This window comes from Bradyrhizobium sp. SYSU BS000235 (assembly GCF_049747295.1).
GTDB lineage: Bacteria > Pseudomonadota > Alphaproteobacteria > Rhizobiales > Xanthobacteraceae > Afipia.
Window position 1 is genome coordinate 1810720 of record NZ_JBMHJM010000001.1, and the last position, 22561, is coordinate 1833280.

General features: G+C 60.2%; 21 protein-coding genes. 8 read left to right on the forward strand and 13 right to left on the reverse strand.

All coding sequences use genetic code 11. From position 1 onward, the window contains the following. The first annotated feature begins 193 nt into the window (after positions 1 to 193). From ACP0KA_RS08435 to radC, 4 genes are all read left to right on the forward strand, one after another. On the forward strand, positions 194 to 1507 hold the full coding sequence (locus ACP0KA_RS08435; RefSeq protein WP_424628367.1) for a mechanosensitive ion channel family protein: 1314 nt from the start codon (positions 194 to 196) through the stop codon (positions 1505 to 1507). A gap of 1 nt (position 1508) precedes the next feature. Then, positions 1509 to 2237 carry a DNA/RNA nuclease SfsA gene (gene sfsA, locus ACP0KA_RS08440; RefSeq protein WP_424628368.1) on the forward strand — a complete coding sequence of 243 codons (729 nt, stop codon included), beginning with the start codon at positions 1509 to 1511 and terminating at the stop codon, positions 2235 to 2237. Positions 2238 to 2374: 137 nt separating this feature from the next. Further along, the gene (gene map / locus ACP0KA_RS08445; RefSeq protein WP_424628369.1) at positions 2375 to 3202 is read left to right on the forward strand and encodes a type I methionyl aminopeptidase; all 828 of its coding nucleotides are present in this window, start codon (positions 2375 to 2377) and stop codon (positions 3200 to 3202) included. A gap of 116 nt (positions 3203 to 3318) precedes the next feature. After that, entirely contained in the window at positions 3319 to 4038 is a 720-nt protein-coding gene (gene radC / locus ACP0KA_RS08450; RefSeq protein WP_424628370.1) for a RadC family protein, read from the forward strand. A gap of 15 nt (positions 4039 to 4053) precedes the next feature. On the opposite strand, the gene ACP0KA_RS08455 is transcribed toward radC, so the two are convergent. The 5 genes from ACP0KA_RS08455 to ACP0KA_RS08475 form a co-directional block, all read right to left on the reverse strand. After that, positions 4054 to 4707: an AprI/Inh family metalloprotease inhibitor gene (locus tag ACP0KA_RS08455; protein WP_424631521.1), complete on the reverse strand. Its 654-nt coding sequence runs from the start codon at positions 4705 to 4707 to the stop codon at positions 4054 to 4056. A gap of 77 nt (positions 4708 to 4784) precedes the next feature. Then, complete coding sequence (locus ACP0KA_RS08460) at positions 4785 to 5768, reverse strand: 2-hydroxyacid dehydrogenase (RefSeq protein ID WP_424628371.1); 984 nt, start codon at positions 5766 to 5768, stop codon at positions 4785 to 4787. Beyond that, the gene (locus ACP0KA_RS08465) at positions 5768 to 6565 is read right to left on the reverse strand and encodes an ABC transporter permease (protein WP_424628372.1); all 798 of its coding nucleotides are present in this window, start codon (positions 6563 to 6565) and stop codon (positions 5768 to 5770) included. The genes ACP0KA_RS08460 and ACP0KA_RS08465 overlap by 1 nt, the downstream gene beginning before the upstream one ends. Next, on the reverse strand, positions 6562 to 7338 hold the full coding sequence (locus ACP0KA_RS08470; RefSeq protein WP_424631522.1) for an ABC transporter ATP-binding protein: 777 nt from the start codon (positions 7336 to 7338) through the stop codon (positions 6562 to 6564). Before ACP0KA_RS08470 ends, ACP0KA_RS08465 begins: the two co-directional genes overlap by 4 nt. Positions 7339 to 7395: 57 nt before the next feature. Beyond that, positions 7396 to 8412 carry an ABC transporter substrate-binding protein gene (locus tag ACP0KA_RS08475; RefSeq protein WP_424628373.1) on the reverse strand — a complete coding sequence of 339 codons (1017 nt, stop codon included), beginning with the start codon at positions 8410 to 8412 and terminating at the stop codon, positions 7396 to 7398. Between the two features lie 127 nt (positions 8413 to 8539). On the opposite strand from ACP0KA_RS08475, the gene ACP0KA_RS08480 reads away from it, so the two are divergent. Further along, positions 8540 to 9355: a creatininase family protein gene (locus ACP0KA_RS08480; protein ID WP_424628374.1), complete on the forward strand. Its 816-nt coding sequence runs from the start codon at positions 8540 to 8542 to the stop codon at positions 9353 to 9355. A gap of 136 nt (positions 9356 to 9491) precedes the next feature. Continuing rightward, positions 9492 to 9770 carry a hypothetical protein gene (locus ACP0KA_RS08485; RefSeq protein WP_424628375.1) on the forward strand — a complete coding sequence of 93 codons (279 nt, stop codon included), beginning with the start codon at positions 9492 to 9494 and terminating at the stop codon, positions 9768 to 9770. 97 nt (positions 9771 to 9867) lie between these two features. Here the strand turns inward: ACP0KA_RS08485 and ACP0KA_RS08490 are convergent, their stop codons facing one another. Then, positions 9868 to 10782, reverse strand: a complete 915-nt coding sequence (locus ACP0KA_RS08490) for a hypothetical protein (protein WP_424628376.1) — start codon at positions 10780 to 10782, stop codon at positions 9868 to 9870. Positions 10783 to 11032: 250 nt separating this feature from the next. Between ACP0KA_RS08490 and ACP0KA_RS08495 the strand changes: the two genes are divergently transcribed. Further along, a complete protein-coding gene (locus ACP0KA_RS08495; protein WP_424628377.1) occupies positions 11033 to 13030 on the forward strand; it encodes a carbohydrate porin in 1998 nt (665 codons plus the stop codon). Here the strand turns inward: ACP0KA_RS08495 and ACP0KA_RS08500 are convergent, their stop codons facing one another. From ACP0KA_RS08500 to ACP0KA_RS08510, 3 genes are all read right to left on the reverse strand, one after another. Next, positions 13031 to 14689, reverse strand: coding sequence for an FMN-binding glutamate synthase family protein (locus ACP0KA_RS08500; protein WP_424628378.1), 1659 nt, complete (start codon positions 14687 to 14689; stop codon positions 13031 to 13033). Between the two features lie 213 nt (positions 14690 to 14902). After that, positions 14903 to 15775 (reverse strand): patatin-like phospholipase family protein, encoded by an 873-nt coding sequence (locus ACP0KA_RS08505; RefSeq protein ID WP_424628379.1) that lies wholly within the window; start codon positions 15773 to 15775, stop codon positions 14903 to 14905. 110 nt (positions 15776 to 15885) lie between these two features. Further along, on the reverse strand, positions 15886 to 16641 hold the full coding sequence (locus ACP0KA_RS08510) for an N-acyl homoserine lactonase family protein (RefSeq protein WP_424631523.1): 756 nt from the start codon (positions 16639 to 16641) through the stop codon (positions 15886 to 15888). A gap of 245 nt (positions 16642 to 16886) precedes the next feature. Between ACP0KA_RS08510 and ACP0KA_RS08515 the strand changes: the two genes are divergently transcribed. Continuing rightward, complete coding sequence (locus tag ACP0KA_RS08515; protein WP_424628380.1) at positions 16887 to 17312, forward strand: HIT family protein; 426 nt, start codon at positions 16887 to 16889, stop codon at positions 17310 to 17312. A gap of 45 nt (positions 17313 to 17357) precedes the next feature. Here ACP0KA_RS08515 and ACP0KA_RS08520 read toward each other — a convergent pair whose 3' ends face one another. The 4 genes from ACP0KA_RS08520 to ACP0KA_RS08535 are packed head-to-tail and all read right to left on the reverse strand — an operon-like array spanning position 17358 to position 22225. Next, a complete protein-coding gene (locus tag ACP0KA_RS08520) occupies positions 17358 to 18056 on the reverse strand; it encodes an ABC transporter ATP-binding protein (RefSeq protein WP_424628381.1) in 699 nt (232 codons plus the stop codon). Beyond that, positions 18053 to 19960 (reverse strand): ABC transporter permease subunit, encoded by a 1908-nt coding sequence (locus tag ACP0KA_RS08525; RefSeq protein ID WP_424628382.1) that lies wholly within the window; start codon positions 19958 to 19960, stop codon positions 18053 to 18055. Before ACP0KA_RS08525 ends, ACP0KA_RS08520 begins: the two co-directional genes overlap by 4 nt. A 3-nt stretch (positions 19961 to 19963) precedes the next feature. Beyond that, positions 19964 to 20839, reverse strand: coding sequence for a branched-chain amino acid ABC transporter permease (locus ACP0KA_RS08530; protein ID WP_424628383.1), 876 nt, complete (start codon positions 20837 to 20839; stop codon positions 19964 to 19966). A gap of 39 nt (positions 20840 to 20878) precedes the next feature. Beyond that, positions 20879 to 22225 carry a substrate-binding protein gene (locus tag ACP0KA_RS08535; RefSeq protein ID WP_424628384.1) on the reverse strand — a complete coding sequence of 449 codons (1347 nt, stop codon included), beginning with the start codon at positions 22223 to 22225 and terminating at the stop codon, positions 20879 to 20881. Positions 22226 to 22561: the final 336 nt, after the last annotated feature.

Genomic DNA, 22561 nt, shown 5'->3' on the forward strand with positions numbered 1-22561 from the left:
GCATTTGCATGATTATCGTCGCATCCGCCGCGCGCCAACCGATTTGTGCAACACGCGCCAACAAGGCCGATTTGCTGGTGTTAAATTGCCATTCATGCGACTTCAGAGCAGCCCTCGGGCTTCGAATCTGAAAATCTGCGGAAATTTCGAATCAAACGATGCGGCGGACGCTCGCTCATAAGAGAACCTGACTATGCCCTGGGCCAACATCCATGACCTCTTCAGCGGGATCATTCGCGCCATCCGCGCGGACGTCTCGTCGCCATGGTTCTACGCCCAGTTCGGCATCATCCTCGCCGGAATGGGGCTCGCACTCGGCTTCGCCACGGCCGTACGGGGAAATATGGCGTCAGGAGCGCTGGCGAGGACCGTGGAGTGGCCCCTATCGCTCCGCCTGATCTTGCGTGCATTGCTGCGGCACGCCGGGATCTTGATTTTCGCACTGCTGATGGGCCTCTGCCACGTGATCATGGCTCACGCGGCCGTTCCAAGTTATCTGATTGCGGCGGCCGCCAGTCTCGCGACAGCCTGGCTCGCCGTTCGCATGGCTGCCAGCCTGATCCGCAACGATTTCCTCGTCCGCATCATCTCCATCGTGGCGTGGCTGCTGGCGGTGCTCGGGATCTTCGGGCTGTTGCAGCCGGCGTCGGACGCACTGGACTCGGTTTCGATCATGCTCGGAACCCTGCGCCTGACACCGCTGCTCGTGATCAAGGTTGTGGTGTTTTTGGGTCTCGCTCTGTGGGCGTCCAATATCCTCAGCAACTTTCTTGAGACTCGCATCAACCACTCGAGAGATTTGACGCCCTCCATTCAGGTGCTGCTGACCAAGATCGTCCGGCTGGCGCTGATGGTGCTCGCAGTGGCCATCGTCATGAGCGCCGCAGGCATCGACCTTTCGGTGTTCGCCCTGTTCTCGGGCGCTGTCGGTGTCGGGCTCGGCTTTGGCCTGCAGAAGATCGTCGGCAATTTCATCAGCGGCATGATCCTGCTGGCCGACAAATCCGTGAAGCCAGGCGACCTCATCACGGTGGACGACAGCTCCGGCCGGGTCAACGCGATGAACACGCGCTATATCTCCGTGGCCGCGGGCGACGGCCGCGTCTTCCTGATTCCGAATGAGGACCTGATCACGAAGAAGGTGGTCAACTGGACCTACACGGACTCGAGCACCCAGTTGAAGGTCAACTTCTCCACCACTTACGACGCCGATCCGAACCTCGTGTGCAGGCTCGCGACGGAGATCGCGTCCGCCACGCCGCGCGTCATTCCCCTCAAGCCGCCGAGCTGTCTGCTGACGGATTTCGCAGAGACCGGCATGAAATTCTCACTCACCTTCTGGATCGCCGATCCTGACGCCGGCATGGACAACGTGCGCAGCGACGTCTTGCTGGCCCTGTGGGACGCGTTCAAGCGCGCAAACATTCACGCGCCCTATCCGGTGCGCGAGATCCGCCTGCAAAGCGGCGCGCTGCCGGTCGCGCCCGTGCACGAGGCGCGCGACTGATATGCGCTTTGCCGGTGAACTCGTTCCTGCGACCCTGATCCGCCGCTACAAGCGCTTTCTTGCCGATGTCGAGCTGACGGACGGCACGATCATCACCGCCCATGTCGCCAATCCCGGCGCCATGACCGGCCTGCAAACCGAGGGAGCGCGGGTGTGGCTGTCGAAGTCCCCGAGTCTCACACGCAAGCTGCCTTACTCGTGGGAATTGGTGGAAGTGGATTTCGGCCGCGCGCAGGAGCTGGTCGGCGTCAACACCATGCACCCGAACCCGATCGTCGCGGAGGCTCTTGCGGCCGGCGTCATTCCCGAACTCGCAGGATATGCGACCATCCGTCGCGAGGTGAAGTACGGCCGGATCATCAACGGCAAGGGATCGCGGGTCGATTTTCTGCTGGAGGATCCGGCGAAGCCGCTCTGCTATGTCGAGGTCAAGAATGTCCACCTGATGCGCCGGCCTGGGGTCGCCGAGTTCCCGGATTCGGTCACCGCGCGCGGCGCAAAACATCTCGATGAGCTCGCGGAAATGGTCGCCACCGGCGCGCGCGCCGTCATGCTGTTTGTGATCCAGATCGGGTCCGCCTCGTCCTTCGCACTCGCACGCGATATCGATCCAGCCTACGGACGGGCGTTCGACAGGGCCCGCGCCGCGGGCGTAGAGGCGCTGGCATGGACCTGCAAACTCACGGAGCAGGACATCGTTCTCGGCCAGCCGGTCCCGATTGAGCCCTGAAAAGCCCACAAAATGGCGCTTTCCTGCGGCATCGCTTGCACTCGGGGCCGCATCCATTAGATTAGTCAAGCGGTTTGCGGCTTTTCGGCTCCAGCGGCTATTCCCCTTTCAAAAACAGAACCACCAAAGAAACCCGAATGAACTACGTCGAAGCCACCGAAACCTCTCTGCGCAAAACTGGACAAATCAAGCTCCATGGCCCCGGCGCATTTGCCGGCATGCGCAAGGCCGGGGCGCTGGTTGCGAAATGCCTCGATGAGCTGGTGGACATCGTCCGGCCTGGCATTTTCACATCGCAGATCGACGAGTTCGTCCGCAAGTTCGCATTCGACAACAAGTCCTATCCCGCGACCCTGATGTATCGCGGCTATCGCTATTCCACCTGCACCTCGATCAACCATGTCGTCTGCCATGGCATGCCCGGTGATCGCCAGCTCAAGGAAGGCGATATCGTCAACATCGACGTCACCTTCATTCTGGATGGCTGGTACGGCGACTCCAGCCGCATGTATGCCGTTGGCGAGATTTCCCGGCGGGCCGAACGGTTGATCGATGTGACCTATGAAGCGCTGATGCGCGGCATTGCCGCGGTGAAGCCCGGCGCCACCACCGGCGATATTGGCCACGCCATTCAGAGTTTTGTCGAACCGCAGCAGATGAGCGTCGTGCGCGATTTCTGCGGTCATGGTCTGGGCCGCATGTTTCATGACGAGCCCAACATCATCCATGTCGGGCGACCTGGCGAAGGCGTCGAACTGAAGCCTGGCATGTTCTTCACCATCGAGCCGATGATCAATCTCGGCAAACCGCACGTGAAAATCCTCTCGGACGGCTGGACCGCGGTGACGCGGGATCGCTCATTGTCCGCCCAGTTCGAGCATTCGGTGGGTGTGACCCAGGACGGCGTCGAAGTCTTCACGCTATCGCCCGGCAAGCTCGACAAGCCACCTTACAAGGCGGCCTAGCTACGCTCCTTTTGCGAGCTGTGCTTTGCACCCCTCATGAGGTCTCTGCAAATGCCGGTTGCAAAAATCATCAGGTCCGGCATGGTGAGTGCGTATTTTGGGGCGCGCATCACGCAATGTCCTCCAAGTCAGATCCGCCAACCGTCAGGCCGGACGCCACTGAGGCGCCGCACTATCACGGCCATCGGGAGCGGCTGCGCGACCGGTTTCGCCAGGCCGGCGCCGACGCGCTGAGCGATTACGAGTTGCTCGAGATGGTGCTGTTTCGCGCCTTGCCGCGGCGGGACGTCAAACCCCTTGCAAAAATGCTGATCGGAAAGTTCGGTTCATTCGCCGAGGTCGTTCACGCTCCAGAGCTGCGGCTGAAGGAAACCAGTGGGCTTGGCGACTCCGCCATCACTGAAATCAAGCTGATCGCCGCGGCTGCGAGCCGCATCGCCAAGGGAGAGTTGAAGCAGAAAGCGGTATTATCGTCGTGGACAGCGGTGATCGACTATTGCCGCACGGCGATGGCGTTCGCCGACAAGGAACAATTCCGCATCCTGTTTCTCGACAAGCGCAACCAACTCATCGCCGATGAAGTGCAGCAGATCGGCACAGTCGATCATACGCCGGTCTATCCGCGCGAAGTGGTAAAGCGCGCACTGGAATTATCCGCGACCGCGATCGTGCTCGTCCACAATCATCCGTCCGGCGATCCGACGCCATCGAAGGCGGACATCCAGATGACGCAGTCCATCATGTCCATTTCTGGCCCGCTCGGCATTTCCGTGCACGACCACATCATCGTCGGCAAGAACGGGCATGCCAGCATGAAGGCGCTGCGGCTAATCTAGCCTTGCCGCTGCGGATTACTGCCGCATCAGGATCAGCGGATCGGCGCTGTCCGGCACGCGCCGCCATTGCGCGTTGTCATCCGCCTCGAACCGCCAGATTTCACCGCTGGCCGACTGCAGCAGCAACTCGCCGCGCTCGATGCGCCACATAGTCGGCGCGAAACTGGCCACCGCCGGATCGCAGCGCGGCTTCAGATAAACAGCGAAATTGTCAGCCGAGGCTTCGGTGTTTGTCAGAGTCAGCCCGCACACCGTCTTGCCGCTGCCACGCATCATCGCCCAGTCGCCGATCAACTGATCCGTCGATTTCGACAGCGCGCGCGCCGCCGCAAGAGTTTGCAGCAAGTAGACGCCTTCGCCCTGCCGGACACCTTCAAAGATGCCGCTTTCGACTTCGGTCACATCGATGATGGACTGCCCCTTGGCATCCTGCAGCCGCACAATGTCCAGGCCCTTCACGCTCCAGCCCGCGATGGCTTTGGTGAAAGGCAACGCATCACCACAGCCCTTGTCGAGCTCCAGCTTCAGCCCCAGCGGCGTGGTATCGCCCTTCAGCGTGACCACACAAGTCTTGTCGCGACCGGCCGTGGACAACTCCCACTGCCCGATCATGTCGTTGGTCAAGGAACGCGCGTCCTGCGCGCGCGCGGATGCATTGCAAACAATCATAGTTGCCAGAGCGAGCAAAACGGCTCCCTGGCGCGTCGATTGTTTGCCGAATGCGATCCGCGCGGCGCTCATGGCTGTCAGCGGCCCTTGACCGGCGTTTCCGGGATTGGCGTGATCGGCGGCTTGCCGGCGAACCATTCCTTGATGTTGTCGACCACAAGCTGATCCATTGCATTGCGCGTCGATATCGACGCCGAACCGATATGCGGAAGCAAGACCACGTTTGGCAGGTTGCGCAATTCCTCCGGCACGTTCGGCTCCTGCGCGAAGACGTCGAGACCCGCCGCCATGATGGTCCCGTCCTTGAGCGCCGCAATCAGAGCGGGCTCATCGACGACGGAGCCGCGGGCAACGTTGACCACGATGCCGCGCGGGCCAAGCGCCTTGAGCACCTCCGCATTGATCATCTTCGCGGTCGAGGCCCCGCCGGGCATGATCAGCACCAGCGTATCGACATCCTTCGCCATCTCAACGAGGTTCGGATAGTGCTTGTGGCTGACGCCCTTGGCCGGGTTGCGCGAGTGATACACAACGGGCACCAGCGAGGCATCGAGCCGGCGCGCGATGGCCTGGCCAATGCGTCCCATGCCGACAATGCCGACCTTGCGATCCCGCAGCGAGCCCTGGCTCAACGGAAAGCCCTGTGTGCTCCACTGACCCGAACGCACAAAGCGGTCCGCCTTGATGAATTCACGGGCGGTCGCGATCAACAAACCGAGCGCCACGTCGGCCACTTCCTCGGTCAGAACGTCCGGCGTGTTGCAGACGACGATGTTGTGCCCGCTGGCATACCTCGCATCGATATGGTCATAGCCGACGCCGAAGCTCGACACGATTTCCAGTTTCGGAAACTTTGCCATCATGGCGCCGTCCGCCTGCACCAGTCCGCTGACGGCGACGCCGCGGATGCGGGCAGCCACTTCGGGTGACAGCCGGTCAAGGTCATGCTTGTTTTCGCATTTGTGCAGCGTGTAGTGCGCTGGAAAACCGCCGTCGATAATGGGCTTTGACGGGCCATAAATCAGGACGTCGGGGTTATTCTGGGAATGACTTGCAGACATCAATTATCCTTTCCAAGCGCACTTTCGTGCCAGCGTCGTAGCACAAGATACGAGGCCAGCGAGAGAGCCCCATAAATGACAATCCCGGCGATCGAGAGCAACAGCAATGCCGCGAACATTCGCGGAATGTTCAGCCGGTAACCGGATTCCGCGATCCTGTAGGCAAGCCCGGAACCCGCCCCCGCGGAGCCGGCTGCGATTTCCGCGACCACGGCACCGATCAGCGACAGGCCCCCCGCGATCCGTAAGCCCCCCATGATATGGGGCAGCGCAGAAGGCAGCTTCAGGTAACGCAGGGTCTGCGTTCGCGACGCCCCATAGAGCGCAAATAACCCGCCCAGATTGCGATCCACGGATTTCAGGCCGAGGGTCGTGTTGGACAGCACCGGAAAGAAAGCCACGATCCATGCACAAGCGACGACAGCCAGATGCTGCGGCAAATAGATCAGGAGCAAGGGGGCGATCGCGATCACCGGCGTGACCTGAAGGATTACCGCATAGGGGAACAGTGCGTATTCGATCCATTTCGAACGGCTGAACACCATCGCCATCGCGATGCCGCCCACGGCAGCAGCAATAAAACCTTGGACCGTGGTCAGCAGCGTCGTGAGGAGCGAGGCGAACAGCAGCGACCAATCTGTCACCAATGTGGCGAACACAACGCTTGGCGCCGGCAGCACATAGTCGGGAATATTGTTGATCCGGACCACCGCTTCCCAGATCGCCACACCGAGCGCCAGCGTGAGGACCGGCAGGCCAATCTGCAGAAGGCGCGTGAGGGACCGGCCCTGCGTCATCGGACGCCCTCCACTGCGCTCGCCGCAGCAAGTGCGGCTGATACCTCACGGCAATGCGCGGCGTAGTCCGCCGAAGTGCGGAAATCGGCATCGCGCGCGCCCACGCTGTCAAAGCGAAATTCCTTGCCGATACGCCCCGGCCGGGATGTCATGACAAGCACGCGCTGCGACAGATAGACCGACTCGAAGACTGAATGGGTAACGAACACGATCGTCTTGCGTAGCGTGCGCCAGATCGCGAGCAGATCGTCATTCAATTTGAAGCGCGTAATCTCATCCAACGCCGCAAAAGGTTCGTCCATCAGAAGAATATCGGGATCCGTCACCAGGGCCCGCGCAAGCGAGACCCGCATCTTCATGCCCCCTGACAGTTCACGCGGATAGGCGCCGGCAAACTCTGCCAGACCGACGTCCTGAAGGGCTTGTCCGACGCGAACGTCAGACTGATCTCGCGCGACATGCGACAATTTAAGCGGCAATCGCACGTTGTCGGACACCGTTGCCCACGGCATCAGTGTCGGCTCCTGAAACACAAAACCGATATTGTGCTTGGAGTGACCCTGCATGTTGCGCGCGACATCCACGACACCGCGCGTCGGCGCACTCAACCCGGCGATCATCCGCAGCAACGTGGACTTGCCGCACCCCGATGGCCCGACCAGTGAAATGAACTCTCCGGCCTCGACATCCAGATCAAGCGGCCCCACCGCGGCGACGCCATTGTCATAGACTTTGGCCACATCGCGAAGCTGAATTACCCTGCCCGCCGGCATCCCCCCGTCGGTGCGAGCCGCGGCATCTGTCGGCAAGTTACTCAAAGACCTGCGCCCTCATCTGGTTGGGTGCAGGTTGGTGCCGATACCCTTGTTGACGAACCGCAACGTATAGGCCTTGCGATAATCAATATCGCGCGGGGTGACACCGGCTTTGACCATCTTGTTGAAGAAATCCGCCATACGGTCATCACTCATGGCGCCAATGCCGTTCTTCAGCGTGTCGCCGGAATCCACGATGCCGTACCGTTTCATCGCCTCAACGGAATACGCCAGCAACTCGTCGGTCATCTCCGGGTTGTTCTTCTTGATCAGAGCATTGCCGGGCTTGTTGTTTCCATAGAGATAATTGTACCAGCCGATGATCGAGGCATCGACAAAACGCTGCACGAGATCGGCCTTCTTCTCGGCGAAGTCGGTGCGCGTTTCAATCAATGTCGAATAGCTGCTGAATCCGTAATCCGCGAGCAGCACCACAGTCGGCTTGAATTTGGCGCGCTTCTCGATCGCGAACGGCTCCGACGTCACATAGCCCTGCATGGCGCTTTTCTTGTCGGCCAGAAACGGCTGCGGATTCGAGGTATAGGGCTTCACCTGATCCTCGTTGAACCCATATTCCGATTTCAGCCACTGGAAATAGGTCGGCATCCCCTCCTTGGAGACGAACAGCGTCAGGGGCTTCAGGCCCTCGAGATTGGTCACCTTGGATTCCGGATGTGCCAGAAACACCTGGGGATCTTTCTGGAAGATGGCCGCCACCGCCACGACCGGCACTTTGTTGGTCACGGCATCGAATGATTGAAGCGTGTTGGCGCTCATGAAGAAGTCGAGTTTGCCTGCGACAAGCTGGATGCGATTGTTGACGTTGGGACCACCGGGGACGATGGTGACATCCAGTCCGTAGCTCTTGTATGTCCCATCCGCGACCGCCTGGTAGAAACCGCCATGCTCGGCTTCCGCCACCCAATTGGTGCCGAACGAGACCTTATCGAGGGTCGTGGCCTGCACCCCCGAGCCAGCTATCCAGAACGCGAGACCAGCCATTAACGCTCGCGATATGAGGCTCGGTATCATCATTGGACTCCATCGATCATTTTGCCGCATGATAGAATAGCGATCTCAATTGGAAACAACCATGCAGGCGAATTTATCCCGCAAATCGGGTTAAAAAAACGCCCGTTTGAACAATCCTGATGGCACGATGATCAAACCTCCGCTCGACTGGAGCGACACCCTCAAACTGAATGTGGAGAAGCACAGTGCATCCCGCTGGATTGCCGTTCTCCCACTCGCCGCAACGGAGCAGCATGGGCCGCATCTGCCGTTCGAAACGGACGTCCTCATCGGCGAGGCCTATCTGGCGCGCGTACGCGAGACCTTGCCGCAGGATCTTCCGGTCACGTTTCTTCCGATCGAACGGGTCGGCATTTCAACCGAGCACATCGCCTATCCCGGCACTCAGACGCTGACGACGGATGCTGCTCTGAGAAAATGGATGGCACTGGGCGACGACATCGCGCAGATGGGCGTGAGAAAGCTCGTGATCGTCACCAGCCACGGCGGCAACAGTGCCGCGATGGCGCTGATCGCGCAGGATCTGCGCGCAAAGCACGAGATGCTCGCGGTCACCACGAGCTGGAGCCGCTTCGGCGTACCGAACGGCTCGTTCCCGGCCGACGAAGTGCGCTATGGCGTTCACGGCGGCGCCATCGAGACCTCGATCATGCTGGCGGCCTGTCCGCAGCATGTGAAGCAGGACCGAATCGCGAAGTTTGAATCCGCGGAAATTCAAATGACGAAAGAATTTCGCTGGCTCTCCGCCGGACGACCCGCAGCCTTCGCCTGGGCCACGCAGGATCTCAATCCACAAGGGGCAATCGGCGATGCGACACTCGCAACCGCCGAGAAAGGCAAAGCGCTGCTTGATCACGGCGCACGCGCGTTCATCGAATTGCTGGCTGATGTCGACAAATTCGACCTGACACGACTGGCCAACCAGCCAATTGTCCACCGCTAGCGCTTAGCAGCCTGAAAATACTGTCTTTTTTATATTCGCTAAATTCTTTTGCCGGATCTCGAACCTGTTTCCGGCGGCTCCGCACCAATTGGCATGTGGGCTCGATGGCCCACCCCAAACAAGGATGGAGTCGATCATGTCAGTGAAGACCAGAATTGCCGCTTTCGCAGTCGCTGCAATCGCTTTGACCGGCGGCATGGCCGCCACCACGCAGCAGGCTGAAGCCGGGTACAAGGGTGTCGGAATTGGTGTCGGCGTCGCCGCAGGCGCGCTGTTTGGCGCCGCTCTCGCGAGCAACGCATATGGCGGGCCAGTCTACGTTCATGACGGTTACGGCTATCGCCGCTGCGGCTGGGTTCGCCAGTTCGACGTGTACGGCAACTACATCGGCCGCGTCCGCACCTGCAACTACTGATCACATCGTGAGTTGAGTTCGGCGCGGCGCCTCATCCACGACGTGCCGATCTTGGACCCGCCCGGTTGTCCCCCCGGGCGGGTCATCCTTTTGCAGTTTAGAATCCGAAGCCGAAGCGCAGCCGAACCTGATGACGTTCGAAATTGATCAGGTCCAACCGATCCCTTTCATCGCGTGAGCGGCCGGCAACCTGCACATTCCACGCGAGCGTCATGTTGGCGCGCGGTGAGAACATCACGTAGAGCGTCGGCCCCGCAAACACTGCATCACCTGCGAACCCGGACAAGCCCGCCGTTTCGTAGGCGCGCAGATAGCGGACTTCGCCGCCGAGAAAGACACCGTTGGCGATGCGATTGGTGAGCGCAGCACTGATCTCGGTCGCAGCCGCCCGCTCCCATATTCCCGTCGCGTGATCGCGGGCCCATGACGGCGCATAGACGACGTTGATCGCACCAAACAAGCGATTCTTGATAAGTTCTCGGTCGAGCGCCAGGGAGACGTCGAGGGCGTAGTCGCGCGTACGTTGGCCGGTGCCGCTATCGATCCGTCCCATCGATGTGTCGACGCCGAGCGTCAGACCAAAGGGCGCATCGACGCGGTTGAGAAAGCGGTATTTGAATTCCACGCCACCTGATGCGATGCCGAGATTGTTGAGATCGACCATGCCCGGCACCGATGAAATCGCGTGATGGCCAAACTCCACATGTGGCGCGATGCGAAAACTGTCCGTCGCGGTATATTTCAGCTGCAGCGAATTCATCGCCGCGTAGTAGCGGCCCGCGCGCTTGCCGAAGCCCGAATCCTGCTCGCCTTCGATTTCGATCTCGCCGGCACTCCCGATGTCGGACCCGACGGTGAAGCCGAACATGTGCTCGCTGTCGACGCTCCAAAATGCTTCGGACGTCGAGCGATCCTCCGCGCGAACCTCGCCGGGCTCACCCATGCCCATCCCTGCAAGGAGCGCCAACACGACGCGGGCCGGTGTTACGCGACTGTCACAAACCGATGTCATGGCTGCTGGTTCGACCCGAACTAGTTGCAATTCATTCGCAATAATTCAGTTGCGAATAGATCGCAACTATTATTTGATAATCATTCGCAAATAGCCGCAACCCGCTGAAGTCGTCGAATTTTCAATGCGCCGCACTCGCCTTGCTTCCAATCCCCCGAATTTTCTCTCCGGGTTCGGGGATCGTCTGGCTTGTCGTCATCGTGACGTGTCAAATCCCGCACGCATTCAGTTTCCGCGGAATCGAAACATTATGACCGGGCGGCGCGTGCCGGATCTTACGAACTGCCTGCTCGCCGGTGCCGCTATGGCGGCACTCTCGGTGGGAATGGCCCATGGCGCCAACATGCCGCTCAAGGCTCCGCGTTTCGAGCAATATATGGATTGGTCCGGCGTCTATGTTGGCGGTCACTCTGGATACGGCTGGGGCGGGTTTGGGCCGGGCACCAGCCCGCTTCCGCAACAGGGCGTCCTCTTTCCGCACAGCGTCACCGGCCTGATCGGCGGCTATCAGGCGGGCTACAATCTGCAGCTCAGCAACCGATGGCTGCTCGGCGTTGAGGCAGACGTCTCCTTCACAAGCCCGCTCGATGCTCCGAAACTCGCTCCAGCCCCGTTCAACAGCACGTTGGACTATGTCGGCACCGCACGCGGGCGGATCGGCTACGCGTTCGGAACGTGGCTGCCCTATGTCACCGGCGGCGCCGCATTTGGAAGGACGCATATCGATCTCAACAATCCAGACGGCGACATCGTGGGCACCAAGGCGCGCATGCATCTTGGCTGGGTGGCTGGCGCAGGTCTTGAGTTTGCCCTCGGCGGCAACTGGAGCGGCAAGGTCGAATACAACTATATGGACCTTGGCGCTCGCAGCTACGGGCTAAGCGATGTTCCGCTTCCCGATGTGACGGTCGATCCCAAGATTCAGACGATCAAGGTCGGCGTGAACTACAAATTGTGGGACACGCCATGGAGCGGCGGTTCTGCTGTCAGGCTGCCTGCTCTTCCCGAGTCAACCGACTGGAATGTGCACGGCCAGACCACGCTGATCACCCAGGGCTATCCGAGCTTCCGCTCGCCGTATCAGGGCGTGAACAGCCTGCCCGGCTCAGGGCGCACCCGCGAAACCTGGACGGTCGGCGCCTTCCTGGGATGGCGCCTGTGGGAGGGCGGCGAGTTCTACTTCAACCCCGAACTGGCCCAGGGCTTCGGCATCGGCAGCACGCTGGGGCTCGCCGGGTTTGCGAACGGCGAGGCACAAAAAGGCGGCGCGGAATATCCGAAATTCCGCGCGCAACGCTATTTCTTCCGCCAGACGTTCGGCCTCGGCGGCGAGCAGGAAGAGGTCGCCGATGCTCCCAATCAACTTGCGGGCAAGCGCGACATCGACCGCGTCACTGTCACCATTGGACGGTTCGCGGTGGGAGACTATTTCGACGGCAATTCCTACGCAAAAGATCCGCGCGCCGATTTCATGAACTGGGCCATCTGGGCGTCAGGAGCTTACGATTTCCCTGCGGATCTCCCGGGCTTCACGCGTGGTGCTGTCGTGGAGCTCAATCGCAAGAACTGGGCGCTGCGGGCCGGATTCTTCCAGGTGCCCTCGCAACCCAACAGCGATGTACTTACCTTCAAGACCGGCGGCGCCGTGGTCGAACTGGAAGAGCGCTACACGATCTACAAACAGCCGGGCAAGTTGCGGCTTGGTGTGTTCGCCAATCGGGGCAACACCGGCAACTACCGTCAAGCTCTGGCGCTCGGCGCGGCCAATCCGGCCGTCGACATCAACGACATTATGGCAGCCGACCGCAAGGAGCGGTCGAAGTACGGCTTCTATATCAACGCCGAGCAACAGATCGCGACTGACCTTGGCGTGTTCGCGCGCGCAAGCTGGAACGACGGGCGGAACGAAATCCTGTCGTTTACGGATATCGACCGTAGCATCTCCGGCGGCGTTTCCGTTAAAGGAAGCTATTGGGGGCGGCCGAGCGACACGGTCGGATTTGGCGGCGCCATCAATGGGCTTTCAAGCGGTCATCGCGATTTCCTTGCGGCCGGCGGCAAAGGCCTGCTGATCGGCGATGGCCGGCTGAACTACGACAACGAGCGTATTCTGGAGACCTACTATGCGCTCGCGCTCGACAAGGCGCTGACATTCACCGCCGACTATCAGCTGATCGTTAATCCCGCCTACAACGCGGACCGCGGGCCGGTGTCGATCTTCTCGGGCCGTCTGCACGCCGAATTCTGATCAGGCGCGAACGACCGTCAGTTCGGGCACGTTCTCCAGTGGTGAGAAGGACTCGGCCTGCGCCAGCTTCCAGGCATCGCGGAAGCGCGGGCTCTCGGTGTGGCCTTCGAGCAGTTCTCCCGGATGCAATTCGGGATAGAGCCGCGCGAACGAAAGAACCTCGGTCCCGGAAATGCGATGCGAGAAATGAATCGGCCTGATCTCTTCCGGATGGCTCAAGCCTGACGCCGCAATCAGCTCGGCCAGCGCATGCATTGTCGCGCGATGATAATTATACACCCGCGTGGTTTTATCGGGGACCACCAGCGCGCGGTTGCGGGTGGGATCTTGCGACGTCACGCCTGTCGGACAACGGTCCGTGTGGCAGCTCAGCGACTGGATGCATCCCAACGCGAACATGAACCCGCGTGCGGAATTGCACCAATCCGCCCCAAGCCCGATCGCGCGGGCAATATCGAAAGCCGTTGCGATCTTGCCGGACGTACCGATGCGGATACGCTGGCGCGCATTGATGCCGATCAGGGCGTTGTGAACGAAGTTGACGCCCTCGCGCATCGGCATGCCGAGATGGTCCATGAACTCCGCGGGCGCGGCTCCGGTGCCACCTTCGTTGCCGTCGACCACGATGAAGTCCGGATAGATTCCGGTCTTCACCATCGCCTTGCAGATCGCGAGAAACTCCCAGCGATGGCCGATGCACAACTTGAAACCGGCGGGCTTGCCTCCTGACAGTCGACGCATCTCGCCGATGAACTGCATCATCTCGATCGGCGTCGAGAAGGCCTTGTGATAGGCGGGAGAAACGCAGTCCTCGCCCATCGGGACGCCCCGGACTTGCGAAATCTCAGCCGAAACCTTCGCCGCTGGAAGTACGCCGCCGTGACCGGGCTTTGCGCCCTGGCTGATTTTCAGCTCAACCATCTTGACCTGGTCGTCGCTCGCCACCTTGGCGAACAATTCCGGATTGAACGTTCCGTCCGGGTTGCGGCATCCGAAATAGCCTGACCCGATCTCCCAGATCAGATCGCCGCCATTTTCGCGGTGATACGAGCTGACGCCCCCCTCACCGGTGTCATGAGCAAAATTGCCCTTCTTCGCGCCGGCATTCAGCGCGCGCACAGCGTTGGGGCTCAACGCGCCAAAGCTCATCGCCGAGATATTGAACACGGAAGCCGAATAGGGCTGCGCACAATCCGGGCCGCCGATCTTGAGGCGGAATTCCGGGTTCGAGAGCGGCTTGGGGGCAACCGAATGGTGCATCCATTCGTAGCCGGCTGCGTAAATATCTTCCTGGGTGCCAAACGGCCGCTTGTCGAGCACCATCTTCGCCCGCTGATAGACCACCGCGCGCATGTCGCGACTGAACGGCTTGCCGTCTTTTTCGCTCTCGAAGAAATATTGCCGCATCTCGGGGCGGATTTCCTCGAGCAGAAAACGGATGTGCGCGGAGATCGGATAGTTGCGCAGCACCGCGTGACTTTTCTGCAGAACGTCGTGGATGCCCAGGACGGAGAGCGCCCCGAACACGGCGCCCGGAATCGCGAACAGCCAGATATGCCGCGGATCATGGATCGCACCCGCCGCGAGCAAGACGGTGGTGACAATGCAGAGCGTCAGAACAATAAATCGCGGCGAGAAGGCGAGCATAAGCGTCTGCATGGAACCCTCGATGACCAACGGATCAATTGGTCAGGCATTGCGAAAACGATCCTCGCAGCGATCGAAGAACCGATCGCCGCCGTGAGAATAAGCTAAAATTATATACGGAATTTCCAACAACGGCACGAAGTGCCGTCGCGCGCGACTGACTTAATCCTGTCATACAAATTCGCGTGACACGCGTTCTTGCTGCAAAGCAACAAAACGGACCGATCAATGCCGGTGCGGCCGGATCTCTCCCGGGATACCGCCCTTTTCCAGGCCGCCGCTCGCAATCCATTCTTCGGTGCTTTTCACCGCCCGCGTAATGTGATCGTCGGTGCGCGAAAAATCATAGGGCGAACCAACCAGCGGACAGAGCGGCGGCACAACGTAGTACTCGATCGCCGAATCCAGATACTCGAGTTCGGTGGTCATCTGTCGGGCAATCAGCAGCGTCAGTGCATGCAGCGCGGTCGCAACCGCTCCCGATGGCGGCTCATGCCCCGCGCAGGCAAAACCGGTCGGCATGATGATCAACCGCCGCGCGCCCTTCTGAATGGCAATATTGATCGGCGTATTGCTGGAAATCGCGCCATCCGCGAGAAACATGTCCCGGTATTTGACGGGAGCGAATGCGCCCGGGATTGCGGTGCTGGCGACGATGGCCTCGGCTGCCGAGCCGTCGGACAACACCACCGTCTCTCCGGTGACGATGTTGGTCGTCACGATATGGACGGGGAGTTTCGCCTGTTCGAGGTTCTTGTAAGGTAAGTGATCCTCGACCAGCTTGCGCACGCCGTCGTGCGCGATCAGAAAATCCCGGCGCCACAAGAAGCCAGCGAACGAGCGAAGCGAGATCGGAAATACATCATGGCGCGTGAGGCCTCGCCAGATGGTGGCGAGTTGCTTGACGCCATCGAGCGTCGGCGCCCCGGCATAGTACGCTCCGTTCATCGCGCCCACGCTTGATCCGACCACAAAGTCGGCCGTCACGCCGTGAGCGGCAAGTGCCTGCATCATGCCAACTTGAATGGCGCCAAAACTGCCGCCTCCCGCAAAGACAAAGGCAGTTTTTGGCCTGATGGGCGCTGAAGGTTGATGCATCGACGTGACGTTTGATAGATTGAGTATTGCGGACAGCTCAGGACGGCTCGCCGCTTGATGAAACTATATCAGCGGCGGTTTCACCGAATCAATCGCGTTCGCTGAGCCGATTACTTCACGAATGATCGCGACGGCTTCTCGTGGAGCGCGAAAGCATCGTCGCCGACTTGCGGATAAAGTTCGCGAACCATCGGGTCATGACCTGGAATCACCCGGTCTGGATGCCCGGCGAGACGCTCCACTTCCTTCCAACCTTGCATCATATCGCCAACGTTGAAGACGATCGGAAACGGATTGCCGCGATGCATGTTGCCGTAGTAGTGCGACGCATCCGACGCCAGCACAACAGGCCCGCGCGCGGTTTCGACACGCACCACCTGCAGGCCATCGGAATGCCCCCCAACGTGGTGCAGCGTAATGCCGGGCGCAATCTCGCCATCACCATCATGGAAAACCACGCGGTCGCTGTAGACATGGCGAACCATGAGCGTGACGTCTTCGGCGGAGAATGGATGGCGCAGCGCGCCGTGACACATGCAGCGGCCGGTCGCATAGCTCATTTCGCGATCCTGCAAGTGGAATCGTGCGTTCGGAAAGCGATCGAGATTGCCGGCATGATCGTAGTGCAGATGCGTGACCACCACATCGCGAATGGTCTCAGGCTGCACGCCGAAACGCGCGAGAGCATCCGCAGGGTTGATGGTCAGGGTCCGCGCCCTCTCGTGCGCGGCGGCTTCATTAAAACCGGTGTCGACCAGAATATCGCCATTCGTGCCGCGGATCAGCCAGATGAAATAGTCCAGATCCGTGCCTTCGTTGTGCACGTCGTGGATCATGTAGTTCTGGTGAGGTTGCCGCCCGGTCATGGTCGCGTAACGGAGGGCGTAGATCTGATATTGTTGAGTCAAGGGCGTCCTCTCCTTTTTGATTTTGGACCGGCACTCTGCACAAAGGCGCATCGGCCGACAAGCGCCGCACAGAGATCCAAGACCTGCATCGCAAGACCGGAATGCCAAGACCGGAGTGGACGGATTGCAATGCTCTGTGTGATGATTGTCGGAAACGACCCTCGCAGCAACGCTGGGGCTCTTCATATCAGTCAGGAACAATCATGGCCGCTTACGACAACCAGAACATCTTTGCCAAAGTTCTTCGCGGCGAGATTCCGTCCTACAAGGTCTACGAAAACGACCACACCTTCGCGTTTCTGGACATCATGCCGCGATCGCCCGGACATACGCTGGTGATCCCAAAGGTCCCTGTCCGCGGCCTTCTGGATATTTCAGCCGACGATTTCGCAGAGGTGGCGCGCACCACAAAGAAAATCGCCGTTGCCGCTGTGAAAGCCTTCAGCGCCGATGGCGTGATCATCCAACAGTTCAGCGAACCGGCCAGCGGCCAGGTCGTCCTTCATCTGCACATGCATATCATGCCGATGAAAGAGGGCATTGAGCTGCTTCCGGCTCAGACCGTCAAGGAAGACCCTGAGGTTCTGAAGCAGCACGCCGCCAAGCTGATTGCCGCATTGGCCGAATGAAGCGATCCGGCGGGGATTAACTCCCCGCCGCAAACAAGCGAACCGTTAAACACCGAGATACCGCTGCAGGATCTCAGGCTGCGCCTTGATTTCCTGCGCCGGTCCCTCGTGAGCGATGTGGCCGTTGTTGATGATGTAGACGCGCTGCGCCAACGCCAAGGTGGCCGCCAGATTCTGCTCCACCAGCACGATGGTCTGGCCTGCGGCCGCAAGGTTGCGGCACGCCGTCATCAGGTCGCGAACGATCACGGGCGCCAGACCTTCGAACGGTTCGTCCAGCAAGACAATCTTTGGATCGCGCACCAGCGCTCGCGCAATCGCCAGCATCTGCTGCTCGCCGCCGGACAAATCCGTGCCACGGCTCGTGCGACGCTCCTTCAAGCGCGGAAACATTTCGTAGATGCGGTCGAGCGGCCAGCGGTTTGACGCGGTCAGCCCGGCGAGGATGATATTTTCCTCGACATTCAGGCTGCCGAAGACGCGGCGATCTTCGTGCACCAGCTGCATGCCAGCCTGCGCAATCGAATGGCTCTTCTTTCCGGCGATATCGACGCCGTCGAACATCACTGTGCCTGAGCGCGGGGTGACCACACCCATCAGGCTTTTTAGCGTCGTGCTTTTGCCGGCCCCGTTGCGGCCGAGCAGCGCCACCACCTCGTTACGCTCCACGCGCAATGAGACGTCGAAGAGGATATGGGAATCCCCGTAGTACGAATTCAAACCATTGACTTCGAGCAAACTCATTCGAGCACTCCACCGAGATAGGCTTCCTGCACCTTGGGATTGCTCTTGATTTCCTCCGGTGTGCCTTCGACCAGCACGCGGCCTTCCTGTAAGACGGTGATGCGGCCGGCCAATTCGAACAGCGCATCCATGTCATGATCGATGATGATCATGGTGCGGCCCTGACTGATGGACTTCAGCAGCTTGACAGTCTCGATACGCTCGCGCGGGCTCATGCCCGCCAACGGCTCGTCGAGCAACAGGAGGCTGGGCGAATTCGCCAGCGCCAGACCAATTTCAAGCCGCCGTTTTTCGCCATAGGCCAGCGACGACACCAAAGCATCCGCGCGCGCGGTCAGATTGACCATCGCAAGCGTATGCTCGACCTGATCGGTCACGCCGGGGAAACTCTCGGCACTGCGCAGCATGTCGAGCCGGAATTTCCCGCGCAATTCAGCAAGCACCGCGATCGTCACGTTCTCGCGCACGGTGAGGCGCGAGAACAGCTGGTTGACCTGATAGCTTTTGGTGAGGCCCAACTGGCAGACGTCCGTGACGTCCTTGCCGGTGATGTCGTGCCCTTCGAAGATAATTTTGCCCGACGTCGGTGGAATCTCGCAGGTCAGCATCTTGAAGAAGGTGGACTTGCCCGCGCCGTTGGGGCCGATGACGCCGCGCAACTCGCCGTGCTGGACCGTGAAGTCGATGTCGCTGTTGGCCATCAGGCCGCCGTAGCGCTTGCTGAGACCGGTGGCCTGCAAGATCGGGCCGCTATAGCCGTCGAGCGCGCGATGGCGTGGCGGCATCGGGGCGACCGTCGGCTCCTTGGCGACTTCGGCCTCGGCAACGCGCTGCTCCTGCTCGGCCGTCAGGCCGGACACGGCCTCATCCGGCTCGGCCTCGGCCTGCTTCTGTCCGAATGAAAGTTCGATCAGGTCCTTGATGCCACCGATGATGCCCCGGCGCAGGAAGCATACCAGCAGCACGAAGATCACGCCGAGCGCCAGCTTCCACGATGCACCGAGACCAACGGTGTCCTGCAGGAAGTCGCGGAGATAAAGCCAGACCGCGGCGCCAACCAAGGGACCATACAACGTCCCAAGACCGCCGATGACAGTTTGCATCACGAGCTGACCGGACGTGTCGAATGTGAAGGCGTCCGGCGGCATGTAGCCCTGCATCACGCCGAGCAAGCCACCGGCCAGTCCGGCGTAAGCCGCAGCGACGATGAAGACCAGCAACTTGTAGCCGTGAACATTGTGCCCAACGGCGGCGGCCCGCAGCGGATTGTCACGGATCGCCACGAGAATGCGTCCGACCGGCGAATGCACGATGCGCCGCGCAATGACGATGCCGATCAGATAACACGCGGCCAGGAAACCATACATGGTCCAGCCGCTTCCGATGGCGATGGTGGTAAAACCGAAATTAAACACCGGCGCAGGCACGCCCGGCAGACCATTCTCGCCACCGGTGAACGCGGCCAACGGTGAGTTCTCGACGAAGAAGAACACTTCGGCGATCGCGACCGTGATCATCGCAAAGTAGATTCCGGTGCGGCGCAGAGCGATCAGGCCGACGACATAGCCCACCACGGCTGCGATCAGCATGCCGATGATCAGGGCAAGCACAACGCTCGGGAAGCCCATGCGTGTCAGCAAATAGGCAGCGATAAAGCCGCCGGTGCCGAAGAACGCGGATTGACCGAACGACAGCAATCCAGTGTAGCCGAACAACAGATCGAACCCGATGCCGAACAAGCCGAGCACGAGGATGCGGCTCATGGTGTCCGGCACGAAGCCGAAGCGCGGCAGAATGAACGGCGCTGCGACCAGACCGATCAACGTGATGACGTCAGGGAGCCATCTCAGGCGCACCCAGATTGACGGCCCGGGCGTCCCAGGCTTCGAGGACGGCTTCGACATAATTCAGTTCCGCCCTTGTGTTCCAAGCAACCCATGCGGCCGCGCAACCAGCACGATCGTCATCACAACGAACAGCATCGCGTAGGAGTAGCCGGGATTGATCATCGAGGTGATGCTGAGGATCTCACCCGCGATCAGTCCACCGAGCACAGCCCCAGGGAATGACCCCACGCCGCCGATCACGATCACGACAAAAGCCTGCACCAGGATGGCGTCGCCGATGTCCGGCGTAATGGGCGCCACCGGCAAATTGACGATTCCTGCGAAGCCCGCGGCCATGGCGCCGATGCCGAAGACGACCATGAAGATCCGGTAGACGTTGATGCCGAGCGAATCGACCATCACCGAGTCTTCGATGCCGGCGCGAACGATCATGCCGAGACGCGTGCGGTAAAGAACAAGGTAAAGTGCCAGAAGCGCCACCGCGACGATGCCGACAACCGCCAGGCGGTACGTCGGATAGAACATGAAACCGAGCGACGTGATCCCGGATGCCCACGGCGGCGAGGGCATGGAGCGTGACAGACTTCCGAAGAAAAAGCGGATGATTTCGACGAAGCAGATGCCGAGACCGAAGGTGACCAGGATCTGGTCCTCATCCGGGCGGCTGTAGAAATGGCGGATAATCACCCGCTCCATGACCACACCGACCAGCAACACGAACAGCGAACCGCAGAGCACCGCGGCAACGAAGGATTCGGTATAGCTATAGGCGACAAAGCCGGCGTAACCGCCGACCATGAACATCGCTCCGTGCGCAAGGTTGAGCACGCCCAGCGTGCCATAGATGATGGTCAGGCCGGAGCTGATGAGCGCGAGAAGCGCTCCCAGCACCAGGCCATTGAACATCTGTGAAACAAGATTAGCCCAGTTAACCACCAGATGCCTCGCGCACGGAAAACGAACAGTAACGCGAGATCAGGTGTAGCTGCCGAGCTTGCATCCGAACGCGTCGGGTGCCTGCATCAACGGACCACCAGCTACGACGTCGATGACTTCGTAGAAATCTTCCGGATTCTTCATGTCACCCGGCTTCTTGCCGCGTGTAATGACGACCGGGCGGATCAACTGGTGATCAGCCGCACGGAACATGACTTCGCCAACCATCGACTGAACCTTCGCACCGGCCTCGTACGCCTTGATCACATCCGGCGGATAGAACGACTTGGCGCGCTCAACTGCGTCAGCCCACATGGCGAGCTGCAGGTAACCACAGCAAGCACCCCACTCCGGATTGCTCTTGTGCTTGGCGCGGAAGGCCTCGTTGAAGAGCTTGGCGAGTGGGTACTTGTCTTCCAGCGTCCACCAGTAGTCGGTGGCCGCGATGACGCCCTGCATGTTTTCCGCGCCGACTTCCTTGGCGAGGAACGGCGTGTTGTAGGGCAAGGTCAGCGTCATCTTGCTGAGGATGCCGAACTGCTGAGCCTGCTTCGTCGACAGCACCGCGTCACGGCCGAAGTTGATGTTGACGACAACATCGGCGCCGCTGTTGGCGACGTTCAGCAGATAGGACGAGAAGTCCGTGGTGCCGAGCGGCGAAATCTGGTTGGTGGCCGTGGTCCAGCCGCCTTCCTTCATGTGGTTCTCGACCGATTCACGCACGGTATGACCGTAGGTGTAGTCCGGCGTCAGGAACGCGACCTTCTTGTTCTTGCCGAGATTCTTGATCAGCACCGGCACGATCGCTCGCGCTGCCGTCTCAGCGTAGAAGCACTCACGGAAGGAGTAGCGCACGCAATCCTTGCCCGTGGTGTCGTTTGAGCCCGAAATGCCCGGCAGATAGATCACCTTTTCACGATCCGCGGTCTTGTTCATGGCGACGGCTTCGGCGCTCGACACCGAACCGGTGATCACCACGGCCTTGTCCTGACTGATGAACTTGGAGAAGTTCTGCACCGCCGTGTTCGGCTTCGCTTCGCTGTCGGCGATGCCATGCTTGACCTGCTTGCCGAGCACACCCTTTTTGATGTTCGGCGAAATCTTGGTCATCAATTCATGACCGGCGTTGAGGTGCTCGATCGCAAGCTCATAGCCCTTGATCAGGTCCTCGCCCTGCGCGGCGTAGGTACCGGTGCGCGGCACGGAAATGCCGACGAAAACCGTCGATCCCGACGATCCTGCCGGATAGGTGCCAAGCGCCGGATGATCCTCAGCCAGGGCAGGCATCACCATGCCTGCGGGCAAGAGCGCGCCACCGGCCAATCCTGCCGCGGTCTGCAGCAGTGCACGGCGTGACACCGTCAAGTTTTGAATGTCTTTCTTCATCACGTTTATCCTCCCACGATATTTGTTGTGTGATGCGCGACGTTGTTGGTCGCCCTAAAGCGGATTGAGAATCCGCTGTCGCAGAAACGTCATCGTCCTGCGGTGTGTACTCCCGTAATTTTTTCAGGCATCTCCGCTCCGCGTAACCGCAGACCAGCTTCACCAATATGCGATGGCCATATCGCCTTACGACAGACAGGGCGTCAATCTCACTTTCGTCGCATGAGCTATCGCATTAGGATATGGTCGCCTAACGATATGTCTGGGTGTTATGTTGCGCTGCAATGAACCTTCTTCACATCACTGCATTCTGCGTGAATCAGCGCAGGGATCGCT